At 63.9% G+C, this 23,548-nt stretch carries 20 protein-coding genes; 11 read left to right on the forward strand and 9 right to left on the reverse strand.

Annotated elements, in window-relative coordinates; genetic code table 11:
- Window positions 1-48: 48 nt before the first annotated feature.
- Window positions 49-1,491 (forward strand): glucose-6-phosphate dehydrogenase, encoded by a 1,443-nt coding sequence (gene zwf / locus CHB99_RS04500; RefSeq protein WP_042121617.1) that lies wholly within the window; start codon window positions 49-51, stop codon window positions 1,489-1,491.
- Between the two features lie 50 nt (window positions 1,492-1,541).
- Here the strand turns inward: zwf and CHB99_RS04505 are convergent, their stop codons facing one another.
- Window positions 1,542-4,412 (reverse strand): EAL domain-containing protein, encoded by a 2,871-nt coding sequence (locus tag CHB99_RS04505; protein WP_042121618.1) that lies wholly within the window; start codon window positions 4,410-4,412, stop codon window positions 1,542-1,544.
- A gap of 235 nt (window positions 4,413-4,647) precedes the next feature.
- Here CHB99_RS04505 and uvrD point away from each other — a divergent pair, with 235 nt between their 5' ends.
- The 4 genes from uvrD (at window position 4,648) to CHB99_RS04525 (ending at window position 9,413) form a co-directional block, all read left to right on the forward strand.
- Window positions 4,648-6,828, forward strand: coding sequence for a DNA helicase II (uvrD, locus tag CHB99_RS04510; RefSeq protein WP_042121619.1), 2,181 nt, complete (start codon window positions 4,648-4,650; stop codon window positions 6,826-6,828).
- Window positions 6,829-7,008: 180 nt separating this feature from the next.
- Window positions 7,009-7,857 (forward strand): Tim44 domain-containing protein, encoded by an 849-nt coding sequence (locus tag CHB99_RS04515; RefSeq protein ID WP_042121620.1) that lies wholly within the window; start codon window positions 7,009-7,011, stop codon window positions 7,855-7,857.
- 118 nt (window positions 7,858-7,975) lie between these two features.
- Window positions 7,976-8,383: an SMI1/KNR4 family protein gene (locus CHB99_RS04520; RefSeq protein ID WP_042121621.1), complete on the forward strand. Its 408-nt coding sequence runs from the start codon at window positions 7,976-7,978 to the stop codon at window positions 8,381-8,383.
- A 214-nt stretch (window positions 8,384-8,597) separates the two neighbouring features.
- Complete coding sequence (locus CHB99_RS04525) at window positions 8,598-9,413, forward strand: hypothetical protein (protein WP_042121622.1); 816 nt, start codon at window positions 8,598-8,600, stop codon at window positions 9,411-9,413.
- Here the strand turns inward: CHB99_RS04525 and CHB99_RS04530 are convergent.
- Window positions 9,407-11,167 (reverse strand): cation:proton antiporter, encoded by a 1,761-nt coding sequence (locus CHB99_RS04530; RefSeq protein WP_042121623.1) that lies wholly within the window; start codon window positions 11,165-11,167, stop codon window positions 9,407-9,409. The genes CHB99_RS04525 and CHB99_RS04530 overlap by 7 nt on opposite strands.
- A gap of 317 nt (window positions 11,168-11,484) precedes the next feature.
- Here CHB99_RS04530 and CHB99_RS04535 point away from each other — a divergent pair, with 317 nt between their 5' ends.
- Window positions 11,485-11,976 carry an acyl-CoA thioesterase gene (locus tag CHB99_RS04535; protein WP_042121624.1) on the forward strand — a complete coding sequence of 164 codons (492 nt, stop codon included), beginning with the start codon at window positions 11,485-11,487 and terminating at the stop codon, window positions 11,974-11,976.
- Between the two features lie 115 nt (window positions 11,977-12,091).
- Here the strand turns inward: CHB99_RS04535 and pdxY are convergent, their stop codons facing one another.
- Window positions 12,092-12,958 (reverse strand): pyridoxal kinase PdxY, encoded by an 867-nt coding sequence (gene pdxY, locus CHB99_RS04540; protein ID WP_042121625.1) that lies wholly within the window; start codon window positions 12,956-12,958, stop codon window positions 12,092-12,094.
- Window positions 12,959-13,075: 117 nt separating this feature from the next.
- Here pdxY and CHB99_RS04545 point away from each other — a divergent pair, with 117 nt between their 5' ends.
- A complete protein-coding gene (locus CHB99_RS04545; RefSeq protein ID WP_042121626.1) occupies window positions 13,076-13,468 on the forward strand; it encodes a DUF3301 domain-containing protein in 393 nt (130 codons plus the stop codon).
- Here the strand turns inward: CHB99_RS04545 and CHB99_RS04550 are convergent.
- The 3 genes from CHB99_RS04550 to zigA are packed head-to-tail and all read right to left on the reverse strand — an operon-like array spanning window position 13,462 to window position 16,330.
- Window positions 13,462-14,439, reverse strand: a complete 978-nt coding sequence (locus CHB99_RS04550; RefSeq protein ID WP_042121627.1) for a CobW family GTP-binding protein — start codon at window positions 14,437-14,439, stop codon at window positions 13,462-13,464. The two genes, CHB99_RS04545 and CHB99_RS04550, sit on opposite strands and share 7 nt — an antisense overlap.
- Before the next feature lie 44 nt (window positions 14,440-14,483).
- Entirely contained in the window at window positions 14,484-15,119 is a 636-nt protein-coding gene (locus tag CHB99_RS04555) for a DUF1826 domain-containing protein (RefSeq protein WP_042121628.1), read from the reverse strand.
- Complete coding sequence (zigA, locus tag CHB99_RS04560) at window positions 15,119-16,330, reverse strand: zinc metallochaperone GTPase ZigA (RefSeq protein WP_042121629.1); 1,212 nt, start codon at window positions 16,328-16,330, stop codon at window positions 15,119-15,121. Before zigA ends, CHB99_RS04555 begins: the two co-directional genes overlap by 1 nt.
- Window positions 16,331-16,457: 127 nt before the next feature.
- On the opposite strand from zigA, the gene CHB99_RS04565 reads away from it, so the two are divergent.
- Window positions 16,458-16,841, forward strand: a complete 384-nt coding sequence (locus CHB99_RS04565) for a hypothetical protein (protein ID WP_042121630.1) — start codon at window positions 16,458-16,460, stop codon at window positions 16,839-16,841.
- A gap of 76 nt (window positions 16,842-16,917) precedes the next feature.
- Complete coding sequence (gene folE2, locus CHB99_RS04570; protein ID WP_042121698.1) at window positions 16,918-17,805, forward strand: GTP cyclohydrolase FolE2; 888 nt, start codon at window positions 16,918-16,920, stop codon at window positions 17,803-17,805.
- Window positions 17,806-17,835: 30 nt separating this feature from the next.
- On the opposite strand, the gene CHB99_RS04575 is transcribed toward folE2, so the two are convergent.
- Window positions 17,836-18,363 (reverse strand): DUF3617 domain-containing protein, encoded by a 528-nt coding sequence (locus tag CHB99_RS04575; protein ID WP_042121631.1) that lies wholly within the window; start codon window positions 18,361-18,363, stop codon window positions 17,836-17,838.
- A 129-nt stretch (window positions 18,364-18,492) separates the two neighbouring features.
- Between CHB99_RS04575 and cls the strand changes: the two genes are divergently transcribed.
- Window positions 18,493-19,932 carry a cardiolipin synthase gene (cls, locus tag CHB99_RS04580; RefSeq protein ID WP_042121632.1) on the forward strand — a complete coding sequence of 480 codons (1,440 nt, stop codon included), beginning with the start codon at window positions 18,493-18,495 and terminating at the stop codon, window positions 19,930-19,932.
- Here cls and cfaB read toward each other — a convergent pair whose 3' ends face one another.
- On the reverse strand, window positions 19,933-21,117 hold the full coding sequence (cfaB, locus tag CHB99_RS04585; RefSeq protein ID WP_042121634.1) for a C17 cyclopropane fatty acid synthase CfaB: 1,185 nt from the start codon (window positions 21,115-21,117) through the stop codon (window positions 19,933-19,935).
- 214 nt (window positions 21,118-21,331) lie between these two features.
- Here cfaB and lpdA point away from each other — a divergent pair, with 214 nt between their 5' ends.
- Window positions 21,332-22,732: a dihydrolipoyl dehydrogenase gene (lpdA, locus tag CHB99_RS04590; protein ID WP_042121636.1), complete on the forward strand. Its 1,401-nt coding sequence runs from the start codon at window positions 21,332-21,334 to the stop codon at window positions 22,730-22,732.
- Window positions 22,733-22,778: 46 nt separating this feature from the next.
- Here lpdA and CHB99_RS30490 read toward each other — a convergent pair whose 3' ends face one another.
- Window positions 22,779-23,546, reverse strand: coding sequence for a methyl-accepting chemotaxis protein (locus CHB99_RS30490; RefSeq protein WP_428977837.1), 768 nt, complete (start codon window positions 23,544-23,546; stop codon window positions 22,779-22,781).
- Window positions 23,547-23,548: the final 2 nt, after the last annotated feature.

Here is a 23,548-nt window from a genome sequence, read left to right on the forward strand (position 1 = left end):
ACATGACTGGCGAACCGCCCAGCTAAACGAGACAGGAGAGTGGTGGGTTTGACTATTCCTTGTGACATTCTGGTCTTCGGCGGCACCGGCGATCTGGCCCTGCACAAACTGCTTCCGGCCCTCTACCACCTGTATCGCGAGGGTCGTCTGCACCCCGCTGTGCGGATCGTCGCCCTGGCCCGCAGCCCGATGCCCCGCAATAGTTTTCAAAAGCTTGCAGAACGCCGCTGCCGCGCCCAGATCGCCCGCAGCGACTTCGACGAAGACACCTGGGGCCGCTTCGCCACCCGGCTCGACTATTTCTCCATGGACGCCGCGCAGAGCGCCGACTTCGGCCGCCTCGCGCATTTTCTCGGCGAGCCTGGAGGCCTGGCGCGGATCTACTACCTGGCCACCGCGCCCAACCTCTTCGTCCCCATCGTCACCCACCTGAGCATCGCCGGACTGGTCGACAGCGAATCGCGCATTGTCCTGGAAAAGCCCATCGGCCATTCGCTGGAGTCGGCCACCGCCATCAACAGCGCGATCGGCGCGGTGTTCGACGAATCCCAGGTGTTTCGCATCGACCACTACCTGGGCAAGGAAACCGTGCAGAACCTCATGGCCCTGCGCTTCGCCAACGCCCTGCTGGAGCCGGTGTGGCGCGCCACCCAGATCGACCATGTGCAGATCAGCGTCTGCGAAAGCCTCGGCGTGGAAAACCGCGGCGCCTACTATGACCGCGCCGGTGCCACCCGCGACATGCTGCAGAACCACCTGCTGCAACTGCTCTGTCTGGTGGCCATGGAGCCGCCGGCGCAGTTCGATGCCGAGTCGGTGCGCGACGAGAAGGTGAAAATCCTCCGCGCGCTCAAGCCGATCACCGACCAGGATGTGCAGGACAAGACCGTCCGCGGCCAGTACAGCGCCGGCAAGATCGGCGGTCAGGAAGTCCCCGCCTACTACTTCGAGAAGGATGTGGACAACGACAGCGACACGGAAACCTTCGTCGCCGTCGAGGCCCATATCAATAACTGGCGCTGGGCCGGCGTGCCGTTCTACCTGCGCACCGGCAAGCGCCTGGCCAAGCGCTCGTCGCAGATCGTCATCCAGTTCAAGCCGGTGCCGCACCGCCTGTTCGACGGTGACCGCGCCAACCAGTTGCTGATCCAGCTACAGCCCGACGAACGCATCAGCCTGCAGATGATGACCAAGACCCCCGGCAAGGGCATGCACCTGGAGCCGGTGGAACTGAACCTCAACCTGGCCCAGGTGTTCGGCCAGACGCGGCGCTGGGACGCTTACGAACGCCTGCTGCTGGATGTACTGGAAGGCGACTCGACGCTGTTCATGCGCCGTGACGAGGTGGAGGCGGCGTGGGCCTGGATCGATCCGATCCTCAAGGGCTGGCAGGAGCATTTCCAGACCCCGCGGCCCTATCACGCCGGGACCAATGGCCCGGAGCAGGCCCACAGCCTGCTGGCCCGCCATGGACGCGCCTGGCACGGCTAGGGTTTTGGGGGCCGCTTGCTCGCGAAGGGCTGCGAAGCGCCCCAATCGACCTACCAGACCATCTCGTCCCGTAGCAGGCGCGCCAGCGCATCGGCCTGGACCGGCCGGCTGATCAGGTAACCCTGCACTTCGTCGCAGTCCTGCTCACGCAGGAAACGCAACTGCTCCTCGGTTTCCACGCCCTCGGCGACCACCATCAGATCCAGGCTGTGCGCCATGATGATGATCGCCCGGGTGATCGAGGCATCCTCGCTGCCTTCCTTCAGACCGCGGATAAAGGCCTGGTCGATCTTCACGTAGTCCACTGGCAGGCGTTTCAGGTAACTGAGCGAGGAATAGCCGGTGCCGAAGTCGTCGATCGCCAGCTTGACCCCCAGCTCATGCAACTGCTTGAAGGTCGCGATGATGTGCTCGACGCTATCCAGCAACTGGCTTTCGGTCAGTTCCAGTTCCAGCAGATGCGGTGCCAGGCCAGTTTCCTCCAGAACCTGGCGTACCAGGCTGACCAACTTGCCCTGGCGCAACTGATAGACCGACAGGTTCACCGACACGCGGATCGGCTCCAGGCCCTGGCGCTGCCACTCGCAGGCCTGCCAGCAGGCCTGGCGCAGGACGAACTCGCCCATCGGCGCGATCAGCCCGGTTTCTTCCGCCAGGCCGATGAAGTCGCCCGGCGGCACCATGCCCATGACCGGGTGATTCCAGCGCACCAGGGCTTCGGCGGCATGCAGGCGACCATTCGCCAGACACACCTTGGGCTGGTAGTAGACCTCCAGCTGGCGTTCGTCGATGGCCTTGCGCAGCTGGTTTTCCAGTTGCAGGCGGTCGAGGGTGCTGGCCTGCAGGCTCTCGGTATAGAACTGGAAGTTGTCGCCGCCCAGGTGCTTGGCGTGCTGCATCGCCATATTGGCCTGGCTGACCAGCAGGTTGAGGTCCAGGGTCAGGTCCGAGAACAGGGCGATGCCCACCGAGGCGCTGATGACCAGTTCGTGGTTGTCGAAACGCACCGGCACGCGCAGCTTGTCCAGCAGGCGGGTCGCCACGCGGACCAGGCTGGACAGGTTGCTGTAGCCATCGAACAGCACCACGAATTCGTCGCCGGACAGCCGGGCCACGGTATCCGCCTCGGACATGGCATTGCCGATGCGCAGGGCGATCTGCTTGAGCAACTGGTCGGCGACCTCGTGGCCGAGGCTGTCGTTGAGCAGTTTGAAGCGGTCGAGGTCGATGTGCATCAGCGCCAGGCTGCGCCCGCTGGTGCGCAGGCGCTGACCGGCCTCATGCAGGCGCAGGCGAAACAGCGCGCGGTTGGCCAGGCCGGTGAGTTCGTCGTAATGGGCGAGGTAGCGCAGGCGCTCCTCGGATTCGCGCCGCTCCGACAGGTCGCTGAAGAAGCCCACGACATTGCTGATGCTGCCGCGACTGTCGAACACCCCGTTGAGTTGCAGCCATTGCGGGTACAGCGTGCCGTCCTTGCGCGCCTCGACCAGTTCCCCCTGCCACCGACCGTGCTGTTCCAGCGCCTGGTCGATCGCGCCGTAATGCCGCCGTGCATCCAGGCTGCAGGGCAGTTCGAGGGCATTACGGCCAAGCAGTTCCTCGCGGTTGTAGCCGGTCATGCGGCAGAACGCCTGGTTCAGCGCCAGCAGTTCATAGTCCGGGCCGAGAATGGCGATGCCTTCGCTGGCCGCCTCGAACACCGTTGCCGCGAGGCGCTGCTGTTCTTCCTGGGCCCGGCGCGCGCTGATGTCGCGGCGGGTCCCGATCATCCGCACCACCCGGCCGTCACGGTCGCGCTCGACGGCACGACCGCGGTCCTCGATCCAACACCAATGGCCGTCGTTGTGACGGAAGCGGTACTCGATGCGGTAGTCCTCGGTGCGTCCCTTGAAGTGCTCGACCAGCGTGCGCTTGAGCGCCGGCACATCGTCCGGGTGCAGGCGCGGCTTGAGGTGGGCCAGCATCGCCTTGACCGCGTCGGGGTTGAGGCCGAACAGCTCGCGCAACTGGGTGTGGTGGACTTCGTCGGTCTGCAGGTTCCAGTCCCACAGGCCCAGTTCGCTGGCCTCCAGGGCCAGGGCCAGGCGCTGTTCGCTCTTGCTCAGGGCCTGGCTGGCCACGTCCAGTTCGGCGCTGCGCTGCATCACCCGGGATTCGAGCCCGGCCTGGGCTTCGCGCAGCTTCTCCTCGACGCCACGGCGTTGATCGACTTCATCGGCCAGTGCCCTGTTGAGCTGTTCGCTGCGGGCATGCGCGGCCTGCAGGTGCTCGATCAGGGCCTGGTTCTGGAAGCGCCGCAACAGGCTGTTCTCGATCAGGCGGTTGACCTGCCAGGCCACCACCAGCAAGGCCCCCAGCAACAGCAGGCCAAGCAGCCCCCAGCCCTGCTGCTGCTGATCGCCGCTCCAGAACAGGAAGACGATGGGCGGCACCAGGCAAGGCAGGACGAAACTGAGGAAGGCCGACAGGCTGACCGCATAGGCCACGCTGGCGGAAAGCGCCGCGGCGCCGAGCAGGCCGAAGACCCAGGCCTGCTGCACGAAGTTATCCACAGGGACCAGGGCGATCGCCGCGCTGGCCAGGGTCAGACCGCTGAATGCCGAGCCCAGGAGGAACATGCGCCACCAGGTCGGCTTGGCCTGGCGGTCGGGCATCGCGGCATCGAACGCAGCCACCTGGATGACCCGCAACGACACCAGCGCCATCAACCACACCACCCAGACGCTGACCAGCAAGTAGCGCTGCGGACTCCACAGCAGCCACGCGCAGACCAGACCGTTCAACAGCATGAACAGGGTCGGCAACAGCGAACCTTGATACAGCAAGCGGGTACGCTCGACCGCCAACTGCGTGGCGTATTGCTTGCGAATGCCGCGGCGTGCCTCGATTGGCACGCCGGCAGGACCAGATGCGAGTGTCATGGGCAGTGTTCTTGTAATGGTGAGCCGCAAACGTGGACGGAGCATACACAAGCATGGCGCGGGGCCAAACTGCTCTGTGTCATAAATTCGCACCCCCTGATTCTCCTTCCTTGGTACAAGCCGACCGCTCAAGCGCGCGGGCCAAGGGCTGCAGCCGATGACCGGATGGTCGCGACCGGCTTCTTTTTGCCGGGCGGGTTTGCCCAGGGATCCATTGCCCCCATAGAATGGGCGGATGCACGACGATCTCTCTCTCCTGTTGAACTCCCTCAACGACGCCCAGCGCCAGGCCGTAGCCGCGCAGGTCGGGCGTCAGTTGGTCCTGGCCGGTGCCGGCTCCGGCAAGACCCGTGTGCTGGTGCACCGCATCGCCTGGCTGATCCAGGTCGAGCAGGCTTCGCCGCACTCGATCCTGTCGGTGACCTTCACCAACAAGGCCGCCGCCGAGATGCGCCATCGCATCGAACAACTGCTGGGTATCAGCCCGGCGGGCATGTGGGTCGGCACGTTCCACGGCCTGGCCCATCGCCTGTTGCGCGCGCACTGGCAGGAAGCCGGGCTGAACCAGAATTTCCAGATCCTCGACAGCGATGATCAGGGCCGCCTGGTCAAACGGGTGATCCGCGACCTCGGCCTCGACGAACAGCGCTGGCCGGTGCGCCAGGCGCAGTGGTTCATCAACGGGCAGAAGGACGAAGGCCTGCGCCCGCAGCACATCCAGGTCAACGGCGACCTGTTCCTCGGCACCATGCGCAGCATCTACGAGGCCTACGAGGCCGCCTGCCAGCGCGCCGGGGTCATCGACTTCTCCGAGCTGCTGCTGCGTGCCCTGGACCTGTGGCGCGACCATCCGGGCCTGCTGCAGCACTACCAGCGGCGCTTCCGCCACCTGCTGGTGGACGAGTTCCAGGACACCAACGCCGTGCAGTACGCCTGGTTGCGCCTGCTGGCACAGGGCGGCGACAGCCTGATGGTGGTGGGCGACGACGACCAGTCGATCTACGGCTGGCGCGGTGCGCGCATCGAGAACATCCAGCAGTTTTCCAGCGACTTCCCCGACGCCGAACTGATCCGCCTGGAGCAGAACTACCGCTCCACCGCCGGCATCCTCAAGGCCGCCAACGCCCTGATCGCCAACAACAGCGGGCGCCTGGGCAAGGAACTGTGGACCGAGGATGGCGACGGCGAACCGCTCAGCCTCTATGCCGCCTTCAACGAACACGACGAAGCCCGCTACGTGGTGGAAACCATCGAGAGCGCGCTGAAGACCGGCCTGGCACGCAGCGATATCGCCATCCTCTATCGCTCCAACGCCCAGTCGCGGGTGCTGGAAGAGGCGCTGCTGCGCGAGCGCATCCCGTACCGCATCTATGGTGGCCAGCGCTTCTTCGAGCGCGCCGAGATCAAGAACGCCATGGCCTACCTGCGTCTGCTGGAAGGTCGCGGCAACGATGCGGCGCTGGAGCGGGTGATCAACGTGCCACCGCGGGGCATCGGTGAAAAGACCGTCGAAAGCATCCGTGAGCATGCCCGCCATGCCCAGCTGTCGATGTGGGAAGCCATGCTCCAGCTGCTGGCCAACAAGGCCCTCAAGGGCCGCGCCGCCAGTGCCCTGGGGGCCTTCATCGAACTGATCGAGAACCTCGCCGCCAAGGTCCTCGACATGCCACTGCACCTGATGACCCAGACGGTCATCGAGCAATCCGGGCTGATCGTCTATCACCAGGAAGAAAAGGGCGAAAAAGGCCAGGCCCGGGTGGAAAACCTTGAGGAGCTGGTCAGCGCCGCGCGCAACTTCGAAGCCAGCGACGAAGATGCCGACCTCTCGCCGCTGTCGGCCTTCCTTGGCCACGCCTCGCTGGAAGCGGGCGATGCCCAGGCCGACGAGCACGAAGACAGCATCCAACTGATGACCCTGCACAGCGCCAAGGGCCTGGAATTCCCCTATGTGTTCCTGGTCGGCATGGAAGAAGGCCTGTTCCCGCACAAGATGAGCCTGGAAGAGCCCGGTCGTCTCGAAGAAGAACGCCGCCTGGCCTACGTCGGCGTGACCCGGGCCATGCAGAACCTGGTGCTGACCTACGCGGAAACCCGCCGTCTCTACGGCAGCGAGACCTACAACAAGGTGTCGCGCTTCGTCCGCGAGATTCCCGCCGGGCTGGTTCAGGAAGTACGCCTGTCCAACAGCGTCAGCCGGCCATTCGCCGGGGCCAAGCAGACCGTCAGCAGCCTGTTCGCCAATGCCAGCATTCCGCAGACCGCCTTCAATCTGGGTCAGCGGGTGCAGCATGCGGTGTTCGGCGAGGGCGTGATCCTCAACTTCGAAGGTTCCGGTGCCCAGGCCCGGGTCCAGGTGAATTTCTCCGAGGGCAGCAAGTGGCTGATGCTCGGCTATGCCAAGCTCGAAGCCATCTAACGGATAAATCCGACCGCCGGCGTAGGCCTTTCTTTCACCCACGTAAAGAAAGGCCTACAGCATCCTGTGTAGGCAGTCAGAAATTTCAGGCAAAAGATAGAAACATCTTGTCGCTGTCATGCGCCCCTGAACTTGTGCACCATGGCGCGCGTGTAATCCACAAAACGGGAATACCCTTCTATGCAACGTTTTCTCAGCATCGCCCTGGCGCTGTGCATCGGTCTCACCATGAGCCTCGACGCCAACGCCAAGCGCTTCGGCGGCGGCAAGAGCTCTGGCGCCGCGCCGACGCACCAGGCCCGTCAGGCCGCCCCTGCCAACCCTGCCGCCACCCCGACCGCGCCAGGCCGTGCTCCCGCCGCCGCCAGCGGTGCCTCGAAGTGGCTCGGCCCACTGGCCGGCATCGCCGCCGGTGGCCTGCTCGCCTCGATGCTGATGGGTGATGGCTTCGAAGGCATGCAGATCTTCGACATCCTGATCATGGCGCTGATCGCGTTCCTGGTCTTCCGCTTCATTGCCGCCCGTCGCCGCAAACAGCAGCAGCCGCAAATGGCCGCCGCCGGCCACCCGGCCTACCAGCGCGAAGCCTACGAGCAGCCTGCCCAGCCGTCGGTCTTCGGTGGTTCCGCCGCCGCTGCCCGTCCGGTGATCAACGCTCCGGCCTGGTTCAACGAGCAGAGCTTCCTGGCTGCCGCGCGCAACCACTTCCAGTCGCTGCAACAGCACTGGGACGCCAACGAAATGGACAAGATCGCCGAGTTCGTGACCCCACAGATGATGGAGTTCCTGAAACGCGAGCGTGCCGAGCTGGGTGACAACTTCCAGTCCACCTACATCGACAATCTCGATGTGCAACTGGAAGGCGTCGACGATCGCGCCGACAAGACCATCGCCACCCTGACCTTCAGCGGTGTGTCGAAGTCCTCCCGTTTCGACCAGGGCGAAGTGTTCAGCGAGAGCTGGAACATGGAGCGCGCCCAGGGCGAAAACCAGCCTTGGCTGGTCGCGGGGATCCGCCAGAACGGCTGATCTTGAGGCTTTGCAGAAAAAACCCCGGGCTTGCCCGGGGTTTTGCTTTTAGCGCACTGCCCTACTAGGGTATAACGCGCAACGTTTCCAAAAGGCCAGGACATAGAGGACGCGAACCGTGGAAGAAGTCATTGAACAGCTTCGTGAAGCCAACGAGCCGGTACCGGTACCGCTCGAGCTGCCCGACGAAGACCTGCTGGTAGAGATCGAAGAGCAGTTGTTCATCAACATCCCGTTCGTCTTCAAGGAATTCCTCCTCACCGTCAGCGACGTGGTCTACGGCAGCCTGGAGCCGGTCACCGTCACCGACCCGCAATCCCACACCTACCTGCCGGACGTGGCGGCCAACGCCTGGGATGCCGGCGTGCCGCGCGACCTGATCCCGATCTGCCAGGACGGCGACGACTACTACTGCGTCGAGGAAGACGGCACCGTGGTGCTGTGGTCCGCGGAGGAAGAGATCGTCACCGAGGAAAGCTGGGAATCGGTCTGGCACTGGGCGCGGGACGTCTGGCTGGAAAGCTGAATCATTTCCCCTGGAAAAATCATGGCCCTGAGCCATCAATGTTCGTAGAATCGCCACGCCTTCCTGTGCGTGGCGGGTCGCTACCGCTCCATCCCCTCGGACATTCGTCCCGCTCGCACAAGAAGCCTCCAAGGATTTCGGGACCGCTTCGCGCTCCTCCCGAAGGAGCGCGGCTTGCCCGCGAAAGGCCGCAACGCGGCCCCAAGAGATCGCGATGTTGCACCGATATCTCCTGCTACTTGCGCTACTGGCACTTTCCGCCTGCCAATCCCCCCTCAGCCAGTTGCAGAACCTGAGCAGCCAACACGCTCACCATTTCGTCACCCAGCCAACCCGCCCGTTTCCCCTGGCCATGAGCGTGCCGGTCAGCAAGCCTTCCAGCCCGCGCCTGCGCGTCTACCTCGAAGGCGATGGCCGCGCCTGGGCCACCGCCTCGCAACCGAGCCTGGACCCAAGCCCGCGCGACCTGCTGATGGCCCGCCTGGCCGTCACCGACCCGCAGCCCAGCCTCTACCTCGCCCGCCCGTGCCAGTTCGTCAGTGCGCCGGCGTGCAACCCGCAGGTCTGGACCGACCAACGCTTCGGCCAGGCAGTGCTCGACAGCCTCGACCAGGCCCTGAACCGGGTGCGCGCGCAATACGGCAATCGGGATTTCGAACTGATCGGCTATTCCGGCGGCGCCGCGCTGGCCCTGCTGCTGGCCGCGCAACGCAACGACATCGCCGTGGTCCAGACCCTGGCGGGCAATCTCAGCCCGCGGCAATGGGCAAAGTCACTCGACCTGACTCCGCTGCGCGGCTCGCTGGAACCCCTGGACCGCGCCGAACGCCTGCGCCATGTGGCGCAACGACACTTCATCGGCTTCGAAGATCGCACCGTGCCGCCCATCCTTTACCAACACTACCGCCGCACCCTCGGCCCGGCGGATTGCCTGGAGGTGGTAAGGCTGCCCGGTGTCGACCATGCCAACGGCTGGGCCGCGGCCTGGGCACAGTGGCGGCACAAGCCGGTGCGCTGCGCGCCTCAGTGATGGTGTTCCTTCTGGTTCTCCAGGGTTTCCAGCAGCGCGATCTGCATCCGCGTGTGCACGCGGATGAACCAGCGCCATAACAACGCCACCACGCCAGCCGCCACCACCGCGATCAGCAGCAACAGCTCGGCGGTCGGCAGGATGCTCGCCGACAGTGCCGAAAGCAGCAGGAAGATCACCAGCAAGGAGATCAGCGGGATCACCTCGGCGATCACCCGCCGCACGCGCTGGGTATGCCGCCCGGCCATTTCGGGCTTGACCCCCATCTCCGCCAGCAGCATCGACAGTGCCTTGAGCTTGCGATACGCGGCGATCAGGAACGGCAGCGACAACAGCAGCGCCAGCCCCCAGATCAATGCCTTCTGCTGGCCGACATCGGTGAGCCAGTCGTTCAGGTAGGCGCCGATCTGCGTGGCGAAGTAACCACCGCTGAAGAAGATCGCCACCACCAGCGCCAGATTGACCCCGACCTGCAGCAGGATGCGCCGGATCATCGCCGCCAGCATGGCGCCCTCGCCCTGGGGCTGAATGCTGCGCAGCCATTCGCCGTACAGCGAAAGCACCCGCGCCAGGCGGCTCGGCACCACTTTCGCCAACTGCAGCGAGAGCGGATCCGCCGCGCGGATCAGATAGGGCGTCAGCAGCGTAGTAATGGCCGAGACCGCTACCGCCACCGGATAGAGGAAGTCGCTGGTGACCTGCAGGGTCATGCCAAGGGCCGCGATGATGAAGGAAAACTCGCCAATCTGTGACAGCCCCATCCCGACGCGCAGCGAGGTACGGCCATCGTTGCCGGCGATGAAGGCACCCATACCGCAAGAGAGCATCTTGCCCAGCACCACGGCGATGGTGATCACCACGATCGGCCAGATGTACTCCACCAGCACCGTCGGGTCGATCATCAGGCCAATGGCGACGAAGAAAATCGCGCTGAACATGTCCCGCACCGGCTCGATCAGGCGCTCGATCTTCATCAGCTGACGCGACTCGGCCATGATCGCGCCGATCAGGAAGGCACCGAGGACCATGCTGTACTCCAGCTTGACCACCAGCAGGCAGAAACCGAAACACAGGCCGAGTACGGTGATGAGCAGCATCTCGTTGCTTTCGAACTTCGCCACATAGGCCAGCAACCGCGGCACCAGGAGGATGCCCACCACCAGCGCGACGATCATGAACAGCGAAAGCTTGCCCACCGTGGAGAACACTTCGCCGGAACTGACCGTGCCGCTGACGGCAATGCCCGAGAGCAGCGCGATGATGCCGATGCCGAGGATGTCCTCGACGATCAGCACGCCGAAGATCAGCTGGGCGAAGCGCTCGTTCTTCATCTTCAGGTCGTTGAGCGCCTTGACGATGATGGTGGTCGAAGAGATTGCCAGGATCGCGCCGAGGAACAGCGAATCCATGGTGCTCCAGCCAAACCAGCGCCCGATCTCGAAACCGATCCAGATCATCAGGACGATTTCCAGGAAGGCCGCAATGAACGCCGTCGCACCCACCTTGAACAGCTTGCCGAGACTGAATTCCAGGCCGAGGCAGAACATCAGGAAGATCACCCCGAGTTCGGCCAGGGTCTTGATGGTGTCTTCGTCGTGGATCAGGCCAAAGGGCGGGGTGTGCGGGCCGATGATGAAGCCGGCGACGATATAGCCAAGGACAACCGGCTGCTTGAGACGGTGAAAGAGGATGGTGACCACACCGGCTACCAGCATGATCACCGCCAGATCCTGGATAAAGCTGATGGCATGCACGGCGGACGCTCCTTATCTCCATCACGAAGAACAAACGCAGTCCGACCGTCAGGTCTGATAGAGCTGCGGAAATTTCTGTTTTAAATGTAAGAAATGGCCTCATGGCGGGGCCGTTTCCGCAGGGTAACATCGCCATCACGTGCAAAATGTCTACGCAATATGTAGAAACAGATCGGCACTTTCATCGTCGTTAATGGCGTGAACCACGTGACGGCAGGTACGCTGCCGGCGTCCCGTTTCAAGATGGCAGTCCACATGGGGAAGAAGCGCCCGCATCGCGCCGCCCCGCTTCAGCGCAACCTCACCGTGAGCACACTATGGAACCTGGAAACGCCCAACTGTCGATGACCGTCCTGATGACCCCGGACATGGCCAACTTCTCTGGCAATGTCCACGGCGGCACCCTGCTCAAGTACCTCGACGAAGTCGCGTATGCCTGCGCCAGCCGCTATGCCGGGCGCTACGTGGTGACGCTGTCGGTGGATCAGGTGGTCTTCCGCGAGCCGGTGCATGTCGGCGAGCTGGTGACCTTCCTGGCCTCGGTCAACTACACCGGCAACACCTCGATGGAGGTCGGCATCAAGGTGGTGACCGAGAACATCCGCGAACGCTCGGTGCGCCACAGCAACAGTTGCTTCTTCACCATGGTGGCCCTGGACGACCAGCGCAAACCGGTGCCGGTACCGCAGCGCGAGCCGCAGACCAGCGAGGAGAAACGCCGCTTCCTGCAGGGCAAGCAAAGGCGCCTGATTCGCCAGGAGCTGGAGAAGCGCTATCAGGAATTGAAGACCGAGACCGATTCGGACTGAGCTTGCCGCGCCCTCCGTGGGCGCTGGCTTGTCGTGTGACGAACCACAGCGAAAGGACCGCACAGCGGTCCCCATTCGGTGATGTTTCGGAGGGCGCGCGGCCCCCGCGAAGATTTCAGATCCGCCGCGCCTCGAAACGCAGCCGCGGATGCACGATGCGGTCCTGCGCCCGCACCACTTCCAGTTCATAGCTGCCGCAAGCCTGGGTCTCCAGCAGGACCTCATGCACCGCCGAGGCGCTGAACTCGAACGCCGCCACCAGCTCATCGCCCAACAACAGACGAGCCAGGAACAATCCGGCGGTCAGGTCGCCCACGCCCACCGGCTGCCGCGGGAACGCCAGCAACGGGCGCTGCAGATGCCAGCTGCCTTCCGCCGTCACCAGCAGCATCTCGAACACGTCCGCGGATTTGCCCGGATACGCCAGGTGCTTCACCAGCACCGCCTTCGGCCCGCGTACCAACAGCTCCCGCGCCATGCCGACGCAGTCCTCCAGCGACCGCGCCCGACGCCCGGCAAAACTGTCCAGCTCCAGCTGGTTCGGGCACAACAGGTCCGCCGCCGCCACCGCCTCTTCCAGCAGGAATTCGCTGACCTCCGCCGGCACGATGCAGCCCTTCTCGGGATGCCCCATTACCGGGTCGCACAGGTACAGCGCCCGTGGATTGGCCTGCTTGATCCGCTGCACCACGCTGAGAATCGCCCGACCCTGGGAGGCGCTGCCCAGGTAGCCAGACAGAACTGCGTCGCAATTGCCCAACTCACCGATATTGCTAATCCCTTCCACCAGCGCGGGAATTTGCGCTGGCGCAAGCACTTCCCCGGTCCACTGGCCATACTGAGTGTGGTTGGAGAACTGCACAGTATTGAGTGGCCAGACATTCACCCCGACTCGCTGCATCGGAAACACAGCGGCACTGTTGCCGGCGTGGCCAAACACGACGTGAGACTGGATCGCGAGCAGGTGCGGTGTGCGTTTCATGCGGGACGTCCAAACCATGGAAATGACAGACAAGGGGCGCAGTATGGCGCCAAATGCCACCTGTACGACAGAGCATGGTGGCAGTTAAGCTGGCACACCTCGTTGGAGCATGTGTAGATGGTTACCCTCGAAAACATCCTGGTGTTGATGGTCCTGGCCACGGCGGCGGCCTGGCTGTGGCACAACCATGGATTGCGGGAAAAGGCCCTGGACCGGGTCAAGCAGCATTGCGCCAAGCTCGACCTCGAATTGCTCGACGGCGCCGTCGCCCTGAAGAAGATCGCCTTCGTCCGGGATGCCAACGGCCGCAAGCGCCTGGCGCGAATCTACAACTTCGAATTCACCGTGACCGGCGAGCAGCGCCACCCGGGCACCGTCACCCAGTTCGGCGCCCACAGCGTGCAGATCGAACTGGCCCCCTACCCGTTCGAGATCAAGCCGCCGGTGCATGGCGACAACGTCATCGAAATGAAGCAGTGGCGCCAGGAGCACAACCGCTGGCGTCAGTGATCCTCAAGCAGGCGGCAGCCGAGCATGCCCTGCTGCAGCACGGCATGATCCCGGGCCTGGGCGAAAATCAGCTCGATCCGCGAATCCCGCCGCCAGGCACTCTCCTCCCAGTGCAATGCCTGGCCGGCAAGGACATTGGCTGAGCGCCAACCTTGCCTGCCGTGCACCACCATCTTGGCCCGACACCACGGCAGACCTTCGAGAAACACCTGCAATCTCTCGGTGTCGAGGCGTTGCTGTGGATGAAATCGCCAGCCGATGCTCCAGCCGTCCGGCGCCTGTTGATAACTGCATAACGGCACTGCCGGATCTGTCCACAGCGGCGCCATCGGCGCCTTTTCGTCCCGAACGGTGTTATCCACAGCAGAGTTATCCACTGCGGAAAGAGGGTCCACCGGCAGATCCACCAGGTCGATATGCCCATGATCGACCCATTGCAGGGGTATTTTCGGCAGCCGCGAGGTTATCCACAGGCGCCGATCTTCATCCACCGCAGCGGATTTGTTCATTACCAGCAGACCGGCGCTCGCCAGTGCCTGTTCCTGGGCTTCGGGCAATTCGGCACCACCCGCCAGCGCCTGCGCATCGAGCACCAGGACGGGCGGCTGCACCGCCAGCACCCCGCGCCAGGGCGGCAAGCGCAACTGCGCCAGCAACTGCGCCGGATGACCCAGGCCAGACGGTTCGATGAACAGCCGATCCGGCCGCGCCTTGCGCAACAGGCGGCCCAGGCCGACCTGGAACGGCGCGCCATTCACGCAGCACAGGCAGCCACCGGCCACCTCGCCCATGCTCACTCCGGCGTCGTCGGTACTGAGCAGAGCCGCATCGAGGCCAATCAGGCCGAATTCGTTGATCAGCACGGCCCAGCGCTCATTGGCCGGGCGCTGGCCGAGCAGATGGCGGATCAGGCTGGTCTTGCCCGCACCCAGCGGGCCGGCAATCAGGTGCGTCGGAATGTTCTGCAGCATAAATGGGCCGTTTCGCGGGAAATCCCCGCCACTATGCTCCGCGCTCAGGCCAGCCAGTCAAGGGTCAGAATCAAGCGCCGATTGCCCTTGTCCACAGAGGGCGAGCGATGCACCAGCCCGGCCCCCTCGTTGCCCAGCCATTTCTCGCCCTTGAGCAGTGCGACGTCACCACACAGCAGTTGCCGGATGGACACGGGATCCACCTCTTCCTGCGCCAGCCGCCGGCGATTCACCGCGCCTTCTTCCAGCCACTCGCTGGCCGGGCCGGCATAGGTGGTGATCAGCCGCAGCGGCACATGGTCGACATGGAAACGCGGGCACATGGCACTGTCCAGTACCCGCAGGCGCAGACCGACGCTGCGGGCATCGAGCAGGCAGGCGTAGGCGCCGACCAGCCAGCCGAGGTCGGCGATGAAGCCGTCATAACCGGCCAGATCGGCGTAGGCGCTGGCGATCCCGTCGAGCGGCGGCACCGTGCCGTCCTGGCCAATCGCCAAGGTACGGGCGTCGGCCAGGGGTTCGTTCAGCGAGAGCAGCAGGTGTGCGAAATCCTCGATATGCACCGGCAAGCGACGCTGCCACACCGCCAGGTTGACCCCATCGAGCAGCGCTTCAGCCAGCACTTGCGGCGTATCGCCAAAGGCCTGGCGCACCACCGACAGTGATTCGGCGACCCGCATCAAGCCACCTCCTCGGCGTCACGCCAGGCACCGAACGGGTCCGCCAGGCGCAGCCAACTGGCGGCACCCAAGGCCATCTCGTCATCGTCGAGCAAGCAGGCATCCAGTTCAGCGTGCAGCCGCGGTACATCGAGGTGCTGGCCGATGAACACCAGTTCCTGACGGCAATCACCGCACTCCGGATCCCATTGCTGCAGGATCGCCGCGGTGCTCTGCGGATCCTCCGGCCACTGCGCCTTGGGTACGAAGCGCCACCAACGCCCGGCGAAACCATGGCGCATCATGCCGCCGGCCTGGGACCAACTGCCCGCTTCCTGGTACTTGCTGGCCAGCCAGAAGAACCCCTTGGAACGCAGCAGGCGGCCATTGACCCAAGGCCTGTGGATAAAGTCGAAGAAGCGTTGCGGGTGCAATGGCCGACGAGCCTGCCACACGCTCGCGGCGATGCCGTATTCCTCTGTTTCCGGCACATGCTCGCCACGCAGTTCGCGCAGCCAGCCCGGTGCGCTGGCCGCTCGCTCGAAGTCGAACAGGCCCGTGTCGAGAATGTCCTTGAGCGCCACCTGGCCCATGACCATCGGCACGATCCGCGCATGGGCGTTGAGCCGACGCAGGATGGCGCTCAACTCTTCGCGCTCGTGGCTGCTGATCAGGTCGATCTTGCTCAGCAGGATGACATCGGCGAACTCCACCTGGTCGATCAGCAGGTCGCTGATCGAACGCTCATCGTCTTCGCCCAGTGTTTCGCCACGGGAAGCGAGGCTGTCGGCGGCCTGGTAATCCCGCAGGAAGTTGAGGCCATCGACCACGGTGACCATGGTGTCGAGACGCGCCATCTCGGCCAGGCTGCGCCCCTGGTCGTCGCGGAAGGTGAAGGTCTCGGCCACCGGCAATGGTTCGGCGATGCCCGTGGACTCGATCAGCAGGTAGTCGAAGCGGCCTTCGGCGGCGAGACGGCCGACTTCTTCCAGCAGGTCCTCGCGCAGGGTGCAGCAGATGCAGCCGTTGCTCATTTCCACCAGCTTTTCTTCGGTGCGGTTGAGACTGACGTTGCGCTGCACCTCGGTGGCGTCGATATTGATCACGCTCATGTCGTTGACGATCACCGCCACCCGCAGGTTGTCGCGGTTGCGCAGTACATGGTTGAGCACCGTGCTCTTGCCGGCACCCAGAAAGCCGGAAAGCACGGTTACAGGAAGACGATCGGGCATGGCGTGGTTCCTCATCAGGACGGCAAAGTGCATTCGAACGATGCATCGAACGAATGTTATATTATAACAATGCACTTTAGCCAACCGCCTGTCCGTCCTCACTTCGAACGCGGGTGAAAGGATTTTCATGAGATCACGGCAACCACTGTTGTGGATAACCCTGCTTTGCAGCGTCACCAGCGCCCACGCGGCGATGCCGCGCAGCGAGCCCGCCAACTGCACGCGCAGCGCCAACCTGCTGGCCTGCATCGATCGCGGCGGCAGTTACTACAGCGTGCAGACGCAAGGTCCGACCACCTATCTGCGCGGGTACGATGCGCCCAGCCAAAGGCGCTGGGCGCAGACGAGCAGCCGCTATGGTCAGCTCACCTTCTACACCGGCCTGGCCAGCGACGGCGAAGCGTGGGTCGGATACAGCCGCCGGGTGGGCTGGACGACGCTCAACCGCGTCTCCAGTTCCAGTGGCCAGCGATTCAGCGTGCGCTGCAATCGGCTGACCGGTTGCCAGTGAGCGGGTGGGAAAAAGTGCTGGCAATCGAATCGTTATAATGTAACGTATTGTCACGTCCTACTTCATGGTTCGCAGCATGACCTCCCTGACCCTCCCCGATATCGCCGCCCAGGCCAGCAGGCACTCCCTGCCACTGGACTGGGTCGGCATGTGCGGCATCGCCCTGCCTGTTCGCCTTGACCAGCATGTCCTCAACGCCACCGCGGATGCCGGGGTGGACCTGAGCGACGGCCATTCGCGTGGCATCCATATGTCGCGCCTGTATCTGGCGCTGGCGGCATTCAACGATGAAGCGCTCTCGATTTCGCTGATCCGCCGCGTGCTGCGCCAGTTCCTCGACAGCCATGAGGGGCTTTCCACCTGTGCCTATCTCACCTTGAGATTCGAGGTGCTGCTGGAGAGACCTGCGCTGGTCAGCTCGGAGTCCGGATTCAAACGCTACCCGGTGATCCTCGAAGCCAGGCTTTCCAATGAAATGTTCCACGTGGAACTATCAACGGACGTGGTCTATTCGTCGACCTGCCCATGTTCCGCCGCACTGGCCAGGCAATTGATTCAGCAGCAATTTCTCACCGACTTCGGCAATCGCAGTCTGACTCACGAGGAGGTGCTGAGCTGGCTTGGCGGTGCCCACGGCATTGTGGCCACCCCGCACAGCCAACGCAGCACCGCGAAACTGCGCATACGCTTGAAGGACGATTGCGATGATTTACCGATCCGTGAACTGATCGATCAGGCCGAAGCGGCCTTGGGCACCGCCGTGCAGACGGCGGTGAAGCGCGCTGACGAACAAGCGTTCGCCCTGGCCAATGGACAGAACCTGATGTTCTGCGAAGACGCCGCGCGGCGCTTGCACCTGGCAGTGCGGGCGCTGGCCTCGGTGGATGGCTTCCAATTGCGGGTAGAACACGCCGAGAGCCTGCACGCTCATGACGCTGTCGCCCAGAGCCAGTGGAACTGGTAGGCGGAACGTCCCTGTTCCCGGCACCGTCCACTAACTGCGTGGTTTGACCGTTCCGCAATCAGCGCCCAGCCAAACCGCCCGGGTGTTCATGCTGCCCTGCTGCTGCACGCCAGAGGCGTTGAAAGTGCCCTGCACCGTGGTCAGAAATTCACGGTCACTGAGGAACTGCGCCTGACCGGTTCCCTGGGCCTTGGGACAGCTGAACTCGAACTTCCAGATCTTGCCGGTACGCTCGGTGATGCGCTGGGTGCAACCCGACTGCGGATCCTGCAGGGGGATGTCGTTGGTATTCACCTGCTCCGGCGTCAGGCAGGAGCGCACGCCCTTGCCGGCCACGTTGATGCCCTGCTTGGCCAGTACCCCCTCCATCATGGCCCGCTGCTCGGGCGGCAGGTTCTTCAACTGGCCGAGCATGAATTCCATATCGGGCAGGGGCTTGCCATCGACCTGCATATTGCTGGTGGTCAGCTCCCACAATCCCGGTTGCAGCATCTGCGCCTGAACCAGGGGACTCGACAGGCCAAGCAGCAGCGCCAGCGCCGACACGCGAATGTTCATCTTGCGACTCCTGAAAATTTCCGGCCCTGTGCCGGACTGTGGCTTTGACTTCCAAAAGCCCCCTGGGTTGCAAGACTAGACTGGAACATGGTCTGTTAGAGGACTGTTGGCGGACGACGCAGGACGTGTATGGACTACCACAGCCCCCAGTTCTTCGGTTACCTCATCGGCGCGATCCACTTCATCGGCGCCCTCACCGCGGTGCATGCGGTGTTCACCGTGCGCACCGCGCAAGGCTCGATCGCCTGGGCCTTGTCGCTGCTGTTCATCCCCTATCTGACCCTGATCCCCTATCTGGTCTTCGGCAGCCGCACCTTCGATGCCTATATCCAGGCGCGGCGCCAGGCCAACCAGGAAATGCACGTGGCCATGGCCGACCTGAACTGGCGACCCTGGGTCGAGGAAGCCCTGGCCGCCAGCAACTCCCCCGCCTACGCCGGCCTGCGTGCCCTGCCCAAGCTCGGACGCATGCCCTGTCTGGCGAACAACCGGGTGCGTCTGCTGATCGATGGCAAGGCCACCTTCGAGGCGATCTTCCAGGCCATCGAGCAGGCCCGCGACACGGTACTGGTGCAGTTCTTCATCATCCATGACGACCGGCTCGGCCGACGCCTGCACGCCCTGCTGCTGCAGAAGGCGGCCGAGGGCGTGAAGGTCTATGTGCTCTACGATCGGGTAGGCAGCCATGCCCTGCCCGCCCAGTACACCCACAGCCTGCGCGAGGCGGGCGTCGAGATCCGCGCCTTCGCCACCAAGCGCGGCTGGTTCAACCGCTTCCAGGTCAACTTCCGCAACCACCGGAAGATCGTCGTGGTCGACGGGGTACAGGGTTTCCTCGGCGGACATAACGTCGGCGACGAATACCTCGGCGACCATCTCCGCCTGTCGCCCTGGCGCGACACCCATGTACAGGTCACCGGCCCGGTGCTGGCCTGCCTGCAGGAATCCTTCGCCGAGGACTGGTACTGGGCCGCACGCAAGCTGCCACCGTTGATCCTGCCGGAAGCCTACCCGGACAACGGCCTGCTCTGTCAGGTCCTCGCCAGCGGTCCTGCCGATCCGCAGGAAACCTGCTCGCTGTTCTTCGTCGATGCGATCCAGGCCGCGCAGCACCGCGTGTGGATCACCAGCCCGTACTTCATCCCCGACGAGGCCGTGTTCGCCTCGCTGCGTCTGGCGGTCATGCGTGGCGTGGATGTGCGCATCCTGATTCCGTCACGCCCGGATCACCGCATCGTCTACGCCGCCTCCAGCCTGTTCGCCTTCGAAGCGGTACGCGCCGGCGTGCGGATGTTCCGCTATCAGCCCGGTTTCCTGCACCAGAAGGTGATGCTGGTGGACGACGACGTCGCCGCCATCGGCAGCGCCAACCTGGACAACCGCTCTTTCCGCCTGAATTTCGAGATCACCCTGATCACCATCGACCAGGGCTTCGCCAGCACGGTGGAATCCATGCTGATCAACGACTTCGAACAGTCCCGGGAAATTACCGCGGAAGACAGCCGCGATACGCATCGCCTGCAGCAGTTGGGGATGCGTATCGCGCGCCTGATTTCGCCGATCCTCTGATCAGCGGTAGAGATCTTCGCGAGTCAGTGGCAGATCGTGACTGCCATCGGCCTTGGGTTTCACCGCAAGGATCTGGTGCAGGTTGATCCAGCCCCTGGAGAACGCGTAGGAGCAGCCAGCCAGATACAGGCGCCAGATCCGCAGGGCCCGTTCCGGCACCATGGTCGCGGCCTCGACGAGACAGGCTTCAAGGTTGTCGCTCCAGATTTTCAACGTGCGCGCGTAGTGCAGGCGCAGGCTTTCCACATCCACCACTTCCAGCCCGGCCTCGCTGAGAGCGCCACTGATCATCGACAGGTGTGGCAGCTCGCCATGGGGAAACACATAGCGCTCGATGAAGGAGCCCGCGCCGCGTCCCACCGGGCGACCATCGGTGTGCTTGGCGGTGATGCCATGGTTCATCACCAGGCCACCTTCGCGCACGGCACCGAACAGGCGCTGACTGTACAACGCCAGGTTGGCATGGCCGACATGCTCGAACATCCCCACGCTGACCACCTTGTCGAAGCGACCATCCTGCGGCAGATCGCGGTAGTCGAGAATCTGCAGTTCGACCTGCGCCTCCAGGCCCTCCGCGGCCACCCGCTCGCGACCGAGCTTGAGTTGCTCCTTGCTCAGGGTGATACCGAAGACCCGAGCGCCATATTCGCGAGCGGCGAAACGCGCCAGCCCGCCCCAGCCGCAACCGACATCCAGCAGGTAGTCGCCCGGCTGCAGACGCAGCTTGCGACACAGGTGGTCGAACTTGTTCTGCTGGGCCTGATCGAGGCTGTCGTCAGGGGTTCTGAAATAGGCGCAGGAATACGCCATGTCCCGGTCCAGCCACAGCTGATAGAACGCGTTGGAGAGGTCGTAATGGTAGGAAATCGCCGCCGCGTCGGTGGCCTTGTCGTGCTGGCGGCGTACCGGGAGCTCTTCCTTTTCATCCTTGAGCAGGGCCTCGCTGAGCTCGTCGCACAGGCGAATGACCTCGCTCATGGTGCCCTCCAGATCCAGCTTGCCTTCGACGAACGCCGTACCCAGTTCGTCCAGGCCAGGATGGACCAGTTGGCTGATCATGCTGGGGTCCTTGAGCATGATGGTGACCTGGGGCTGTGGGCCCAGATCGAACTCATGACCGTCCCACAGGCGAAGACGGAGCGGAAGACGCAAGCTTTGCAGAGCCGGTGGAAGTTGCACGAGCATGAAGTGAGCCTCCCCATATATACATTCGGACGTCACCGAAACAGGGTAGTTCATACGTAGGATCTTTCAGGTTATCGAGACCATAGTCGGACGCTATCGTCGCGGCTGTCGCGGTGGGATCTTTGCGACGGAACAGAGCAGAAATTGTATACAATTCACGATTCAAGCGATTAACCTTGCCGCCACTGTCGATTCTTCATCCGGGAGCACAACAATGAAAAGCTACGACGTCATCATCATCGGCGGCGGTCCCGGCGGCTACAACGCCGCCATTCGTGCCGGCCAGCTGGGCCTGAGCGTGGCCTGCGTCGAGGGCCGCGCGACCCTTGGCGGCACCTGCCTGAACGTCGGCTGCATGCCTTCGAAGGCCCTGCTGCATGCTTCGGAACTCTACGAGGCGGCTGCCAGCGGCGAACTGGGTCATCTCGGCATCGAGGTCAAACCGAGCCTGAACCTGGCGCAGATGATGAAACAGAAGGATGAAAGCGTGACCGGCCTGACCAAGGGCATCGAGTTTCTCTTTCGCAAGAACAAGGTCGACTGGATCAAGGGCTGGGGCAAGCTGGATGGCGTCGGCAAGGTCCAGGTGACCGACGACCAGGGCGCCGTCAGCCACTATCAGGCAAAGGACATCGTCATCGCCACCGGGTCCGAACCCACTCCCCTGCCCGGCGTGACCATCGACAACCAGCGCATCATCGACTCCACCGGCGCCCTGTCGCTGCCGCAAGTACCCAAGCACCTGGTGGTGATCGGTGCCGGCGTGATCGGTCTGGAGCTGGGTTCGGTATGGCGTCGCCTGGGTGCCGAAGTCACCGTGATCGAGTACCTCGACCGCATCTGCCCCGGCATCGACGAGGAAACCGCCAAGACCCTGCAACGCTCCCTGGCCAAACAGGGCATGAGCTTCAAGCTGGGCAGCAAGGTGACCCAGGCCACGCCATCGGCCGACAGCGTCAGCCTGACCCTGGAACCCGCCGCCGGCGGTGAAGCGCAGACCCTGCAGGCGGACTACGTACTGGTCGCCATCGGTCGTCGTCCGTATACCCAGGGCCTGGGTCTGGAAAGCGTCGGCCTGCAGACCGACAAGCGCGGCATGCTGGAGAATCAGGGGCATCGCACCAGCGTGCCGGGCGTCTGGGTCATCGGCGACGTCACCTCCGGACCGATGCTCGCGCACAAGGCCGAGGACGAAGCCATTGCCTGCATCGAGCGCATCCACAGCAAGCCCCATGAAGTGAACTACGGCCTGATTCCCGGGGTGATCTACACCAAGCCGGAGCTGGCCACCGTGGGCAAGACCGAAGAACAGCTGAAAGCCGAGGGCCGCGCCTACAAGGTCGGCAAGTTCCCCTTCATGGCCAACAGCCGGGCCAAGATCAACCACGAGACCGAGGGCTTCGCCAAGGTCATCGCCGACGCCAATACCGATGAAGTACTGGGTGTCCACCTGGTCGGACCGAGTGTCAGCGAGATGATCGGCGAGTACTGCGTGGCGATGGAGTTCTCCGCCTCGGCGGAAGACATCGCGCTGATCTGCCACCCGCACCCGACCCGCTCCGAGGCCTTGCGCCAGGCGGCGATGAATGTGGACGGGATGGCGATGCAGATCTGATGAGATGCCGAGGGTTGCTTTGCAGCCCTCGGCAGGCCTCGATCACTCAGGTCCTGAATCTGGACACCAGGCTCCTGAACTCCTGCGACAACTCGCTCAACTGCCGCGAATCCGCCTGCGCCGACCCGGCCAGCTCCTCGATCAACTGCGCATCCGCCTGGATCTGGATGATGTGCTGGTTGATGTCCTCGGCCACCTGATGCTGCTCTTCCGCGGCCGTGGCGATCTGATTGCTCTGGTCACGGATCACGTCCACCGACGCGCGAATGCCCTCGAAGCTGTCCCGCGCCTCGCGAATGCAATCCACGCTCTGCTGCGACATGTCCAGGCTGCTGCGCATCTGCTGGGTGACATCCTGCGCCCGCCGCGCCAGGCCACCGAGCAGACCATCGATTTCACCGGTGGAATCGGCGGTGCGTTTGGCCAGCGCGCGCACCTCGTCGGCGACCACGGCGAAACCACGTCCCTGCTCGCCCGCCCGCGCCGCCTCGATCGCCGCGTTGAGCGCCAGCAGGTTGGTCTGCTCGGCGATGGAGCGGATGGTGCCGAGAATGGCGTTGATGTCCTGGCTTTCGCGCTCCAGTTCCTGCATCGCTTCGGTCGCCTGCAGCAGGTTCTCGCTGAGGCGGGCAACACTGCTGGTGGCCTGCTCGATCTGCTGCTGCCCGGCGCTGACCTGACGCTGCCCGGTGTCGGCGGACGTCGCCGCATGGGTACAGGACTTCGCGACCTCGTTGGCGGTGGCGACCATCTCGTTGAAGGCCGTCGACACCAGCTCCACCGCCTGACGCTGGCGCCCGGTGGCATCACCCATGT

Origin of the sequence: Pseudomonas japonica (assembly GCF_900188455.1) — a bacterium.
Lineage (GTDB): Bacteria > Pseudomonadota > Gammaproteobacteria > Pseudomonadales > Pseudomonadaceae > Aquipseudomonas > Aquipseudomonas japonica.